Origin of the sequence: Campylobacter sp. BCW_6465 (genome assembly GCF_001762815.1) — a bacterium.
In the GTDB taxonomy this organism is placed as follows: domain Bacteria; phylum Campylobacterota; class Campylobacteria; order Campylobacterales; family Campylobacteraceae; genus Campylobacter_D; species Campylobacter_D jejuni.
Map to the genome: position 1 here is coordinate 4,254 of NZ_MJXN01000103.1, position 4,498 is coordinate 8,751.

The following is a 4,498-nucleotide window of genomic DNA, read 5'->3' on the forward strand; positions in this document are numbered from 1 at the left end:
GCACTAATGGCTAACATTAAACACAATCCTAAAACTATTAAAAACTTTTGCATAAGAACTCCTTTAATTTACTCTGTATTTTTTGTCGCTTCAAACATCAATTATTCCTTTTTAAAAAGTGCATTTTAATTCTCTTTTATTACCTTCTAAAAGATAAATGCGTGTTTCTGGATAAGTAGAATTCTCATCAAAATTAAATCTACCATTCCAAAGAGTAATATAATTTTTGCCTTGAAATTCCATAACTCCATAAGTTAAATAGCTTAGTATAGGAATTTCAGAGTTAAATTCTGCTTGTTCTGGTATTCCTGAAATTTTATTGCTTGGCAGGGCATATGTATCAAATGCTATGCTAGGCACTTCATTAACCATTACAGTTTGATAACTAGTTTTTTCTCCACTAAAATGCAAATCATCTCCATAGATTTTATCACTTGCTTTTGCATCTAGCTTACCATTTTTATATATCCAAAGTGCACTAAAATATTCCCCTCGTGAAAGAATTACATTATCTAACACTCCATCATTATTAATATCAATTTTTCTTTTATAGACTCTAGGAGGACTGATAAAAAGACTTTTTTCTTTGATAGCTTTTGTCATTTCTTCTTTTATAATCTCTCTATTTTCTGTGCAATAATTATCAAAATTGCCATATTTATCATTTGCTCCAAAAGCACAATAACCTATACTAAAGGGAGGATTGACAGATGGAGGAACTTCTTGCCATTTACTGTCACCAAATTTATTTTTTCTTGCATATTCACATAGTTCTTTATTGTTAGAATCTAGCACTTCTCCTAGAAGTTTAAGTAATTGTGTAATGCGCTCTTCATAAGAATCTTTTATAAAATCAACTTCATTTAAATTTTTAATAAATGCTCTTTGTGAATCTAAAAGATCTTTTAGCCTTTGCTCCTTATCAGGAAATTTAGAGATTTTTAACTCTTTTCTTAATTGTGTATAGACTTCACCCATATAGCGATCTAAATTTTTTAACCGCCCACCTTCATCATTACAAATCATCTTTTCTACTTTTGTACTTGCTTTAGCACAATCAAAGCTAGGTTTAGCTTCTTTTGGAGATTGAGCATTAGCACTAATGCTTAACATTAAACACAATCCTAAAACTATTAAAAACTTTTGCATAAGAACTCCTTTTAATTTACTCTGTATTTTTTGTCGTTTCAAACATAATAACTACTCCTCAATGAAAATTCGTTTGGAGCTAGTTAAATGTGATTGCATAAAAAATTTTCTTAAAAATATACCAAAGGTAAAGAAATACCACAGATATACATTGTTAATAACTCCCATTCACAAGTAATGCAGATAATCAAAAATAATAAATAATATGAAAAAAGCCAAGCAATCCAAAAACTTTTTGAACATACAAACCCACAAAAGCTTTGAAATCTTATCAAAAATACTATACATACACAAGATATACCACCAAGAATCAATACAGGCAATGTAAAGACATATGCTAAAAACCCAAATCCATCAGTCATTATCTCGCCTCACTTTTTACTATAATCCTCAATAGTTTCTTTGTATCCAAATTATTTGGAATCTTAATATTTTTAAAACCTTTGCTTGTAACTATAAAATCACAACCAAGATTGAAATGTTTCTGTGTTTGTTGGATTTGTATTTGTTGGTAGTCGTGGTTTTGATATATAAGTTTTTGCATTATGGTTTGTCCTTGCCTATCATAGATAAGATTCTATATAGAATCTTAGTAAAAAATGACTTATGATTTTTATAGAGGATATAGCTAAGGAGTAGTGCAATTATACTGGGAAAAACCACAACAAGAACATAAAAAGTTATAGTGCGAATCGCCTCATTTCTCTCATCGATTTTAAGATAATATCTATCACACCATGAGCTGATATAATATCCAATAGCATACATCATTACAAAAGAAAGGATAAGTAGTCCAATCCCAATAAAAAATGAAACGATATATCTGCCTAGTCTCTTTGTAAATGAAATCTTTTGCATATCAAAATAAGTATAGATAATAGTATAGAGTATAAAGGTAAGATGTATAATTTGCAAGATAATGGGGATTAAAAACATTTGAAAAATTTCAAAAAGGCTGATAATAGTTGTATCGACAAATATTACCCACATAGCTAAGTATAACAACACTGAAGCTCCAATATGTAGAGTAAGATTCACATATTGAGGCTTATATTTATACAATAAAAGCGTCAGACAATAAAGGGGTAGAAAATAGTATGCAATAAGACTAAGCCCATATATAAAAGGCTCATAATCACCACCAGCAAAAAACATCTTACTTCCCCACTATAAAAGCAGTATCTTGCATTTGCGTATGACTAAAATCCATATCCAAAAATGTAGAGCTATATAAAAAGAAATCTAAGCCTAGATTAAAATACTGCTTTGTTTTTAGAAAGTCTGAATTATATAAGGGAAATAAGAATGATTTTGGTGAGGTATATTTAAAATGAAATTTTGTATTTCGGTATTGCATTATCGAATTATATAAATCAAATCCTACCTTCTTATAATCCCATGCCCCAATAAGCTGATCGCTACCATTATTATTAAAATTCACAGTATTAATGATAAAAGCACGCACCTTTTTGCACGCAGCATATAAAGAATGGTAATTATAGAATCTTGTAACTCTAGTGATTTGTATAAGGCTTGGTATATATAAGATATTAAAAGTCCCTGCAATAGAGTATAGAGCAAAATTCTGCTTGTATTTTGGGTTAGAGTGGAATTTATCTAAAACTTCTTTTTCATGTTGTATGGAGTTTTGCAATGGAAATGCATCAAATTTACTTAAGCCTAAATGCGGTAAAAACACATCATTTTTTATATCAAACCTTTGAAAATATAAACTATTATCGATAATATCTGATGGTTTTTGTAAGTCTTTTATAGCTCTATGAGTTTCTGCTAGAGTGCAATCAATGGTAATTTGTGGATAATCATTTATTCTTATAAGATAAGAGGCATTATAATTGGGTATTTCTTTATAAGCAAAGACTAATAGTGCTTTTTGCTCTTGTGTGTCTTTAGGGTTTGGTAGTTGCAAACTAAGAGATTTTCCACAATAAGCTTTGTTGTCTAAATGTCTATAAATGATAGAAGAAGATAATAGGGCTTTATCTTCTTCTTTTTCAATATAAAAACAATCTTTTAAAATTTCTTCATCAAATAAAGAACTTTCCTTTTTGTCATTAGTTAATTGGTTTTTGTTTAACTTATCTAAGGTGTTTTTATCCTGAATAAAAACATAACCCCATTTAATTTGCTCTTCTTTGATTTTTGTATCCTCATAAATAGCTTCAAATTCTACTATATCACCAAAAGTATAGAAATTACGCGCTATTTTTTCATTATTTTCTAAGGTAAATTCTTTGGATTTTAGCCTAATAGAGTTTATAGGGCCTTTATCTGCCTTTCTTTCAAATTTTATTTCACACCAATGCCCATACTCATAACTTCTTAATAAAAATCTATGATTATAGATGGGTTTGTTTTTATAAACACTAGATTGATTTAAAATTAATTCAAAGCTTTGTGCTTCTTTACTAAAAATTTCACTAGCATTTAAATGAGCTTCCCTCATTCTATTGGTTGTAAAAATAGTCTTGATTTCATTTTTATTGCCCTGTGCTATTTCATAAAGCTTAAATTCTTGATTATGCAGAAGAATATTATTAGAACTTAAAAGCCTAATATTTAAACTATTTTTTTGATTAAGTGCTTCCATTACTCTGCCCTAAGCTCTCCACCTCTAACCACAAGTCCTTTAGAGTCTATAGTTACTTCAACTCCACCTGCTTTAATGATAACACAATCTCCCTTAGTAACAATTTGAGTATCGCCTACTTGATGGAGGATTTGATTACCTGCTTTTACTTCACAATCTGTTTGAAAGTCAAAAGTTGAATTATCTGATTCTAAAGAATATTGTTCCTCTACCTTTGTCTGCATGGAATTGGACTTTAAGGATGTATTATCTTGTATGTGGGCGGATAAATTTTGATGAACATTAAGGAAAAATTCTTTTTCTATTGTTTGGGTTAAAGACTTTTCTATTAATAATTTATTTTCTCCCTTCACATTTCTTATCTCATCCTTATGGATAATAGTGTTTTGATTAGCACCTATTTCTATGTCTTTGTTTTCTCCTACATATTCGCTAGAATTCTTAGATACTCTTACTTTATTATCTACCCCTACATTTAAGGTATTGCTTAATCCTACTATGGTATCTTTAGATAAGCCTACATTAGTTAAGTATTCTCCTCCTACATTGACATTTTTAGCTAAGTCTATGGTTTGAGTATGAATCTTTTTAATCCTTTCATTATAAATTCCATCCACTATAGAATCTTTATCATTTAAGATTCTTTGAGTGAAATTATGCTGGACTAATTCATCATAATCCTTTTGGGCTTTTAAATAAATTTGTTCTTTATCTTTTATATTTGAGAGGGTAAGTTCA

The 4,498-nt window shown here is 29.2% G+C and carries 3 protein-coding genes; all 3 read right to left on the reverse strand.

Translation table 11 applies throughout. From position 1 onward, the window contains the following. Positions 1-111 precede the first annotated feature (111 nt). Entirely contained in the window at positions 112-1,149 is a 1,038-nt protein-coding gene (locus tag AJ886_RS07885) for a lysozyme inhibitor LprI family protein (RefSeq protein ID WP_070287503.1), read from the reverse strand. Between the two features lie 1,156 nt (positions 1,150-2,305). After that, positions 2,306-3,760 carry a hypothetical protein gene (locus tag AJ886_RS07905; RefSeq protein ID WP_070287506.1) on the reverse strand — a complete coding sequence of 485 codons (1,455 nt, stop codon included), beginning with the start codon at positions 3,758-3,760 and terminating at the stop codon, positions 2,306-2,308. Next, the coding region (locus AJ886_RS07910) for a bacteriophage T4 gp5 trimerisation domain-containing protein (RefSeq protein WP_070287507.1) at positions 3,760-4,498 on the reverse strand (739 nt) is incomplete at its 5' end. The genes AJ886_RS07910 and AJ886_RS07905, both read right to left, overlap by 1 nt.